Here is a 1,143-nt window from a genome sequence, read left to right on the forward strand (position 1 = left end):
AGTCTCCCCGGGGCCGGAGGGCCGGCCTCGTCCAGCGCTGATCCGTCAGTCCGGCACGGTGACGACGATCTTGCCCACCTGCCGGTTGGACTCCAGGTAGCGGTGCGCCTCCACGATCTCGTCCAGCGGGAACGTCCGGTCGACGGCCGGCCGGAGCCAGCCGTCCTGGAGGCCCGCCGTGATGAACTCGACCGCGCGGCGCCGGCGTCCGGCATCGGCGGTGATCTCGAACACCAGGTAGCCGCGCAGGCTCAGCCCCTTGGCGATCGCCGCCCTGGGGAAGGGCGTGGCCTCGCCGCTGAGGCTGCCGTAGACGAAGATCGTGCCGCCGGGCGCCGCCACCTGGGCAAGCGTCTCGACCTGCGGCCCGGCCACCGGGTCGAAGACCACCCGCGCACCCGCACCCCCGGTGATCCTGGCGACCTCCGCGACCAGGTCCTGCCGCTCGGTCACCACCACCTCGGCGGCGCCGGCGGCCTCCAGCGCGGCGCGCTTGGCCTCGGTACGGGTGACCGCGACGGGCACCGCGCCCAGCCGGTTGGCGATCTGGACGGCCGCCAGGCCGACGCTGCTGGACGCGGCGGGGATCAGGACGACGTCGCCCTTGCCGATACCCGCGATGTCCACCAGGGCGCCGTAGGCGGTGAGATAGGGCATCCAGACGGCGGCGCCGGTCGTGAGGTCCAGCCCGGGGCCGAGCTTGACCAGCGCGGACACCGGCACGACGGCCTGCTCGGCGTACACGCTGTAGTCGTTCAGGGAGAAGACCGGCAGGATGCTCACGGCATCGCCCACGGCGAAGCCGTCCGCGCCACCGGCGCCGTCCTCGCCGTCACCGTCGCCGAGCAGCTCGATCGTGCCGGCCGCCTCGTAGCCGAGACCGGCCGGCAGCGACCTGGGCTGCTCGAAGTAGCGGCCGGCCCGGAACCCGGCCTCCGACCGGTTGAGCCCGATCGCCCCGATCCGGACCAGCGCCTCCCCCGGCCCGGGTGTGCCGGGAGCGGCCTCCTCCAGGCGCAGCACCTCCGGGCCGCCGAGCTCGTGGAACCGAACGACGCGCGTCATGGTGCTCCTCCAACTGTCTTCTGAAACACGGGATCCGGGTATCCGCCGCGAACGCGGACGGGTCGGGCACCCGGCGGC

The 1,143-nt window shown here is 73.9% G+C and carries 1 protein-coding gene; it reads right to left on the minus strand.

Annotated features, from left to right (window positions below):
• Window positions 1–45: 45 nt before the first annotated feature.
• A complete protein-coding gene (locus tag ACFUK0_RS40220) occupies window positions 46–1,065 on the minus strand; it encodes a zinc-dependent alcohol dehydrogenase family protein (RefSeq protein WP_380259056.1) in 1,020 nt (339 codons plus the stop codon).
• Between the last annotated feature and the right edge of the window lie 78 nt (window positions 1,066–1,143).

It is taken from the genome of Kitasatospora sp. NPDC057223 (genome assembly GCF_042669755.1).
Taxonomy (GTDB): Bacteria; Actinomycetota; Actinomycetes; order Streptomycetales; family Streptomycetaceae; genus Kitasatospora.

What these genes read in the sequence shown, in the direction of transcription:
- ACFUK0_RS40220 (WP_380259056.1), bottom strand. Translation starts at nt 1,065, where the DNA reads ATGACGCGCGTCGTTCGGTTCCACGAGCTCGGCGGCCCGGAGGTGCTG.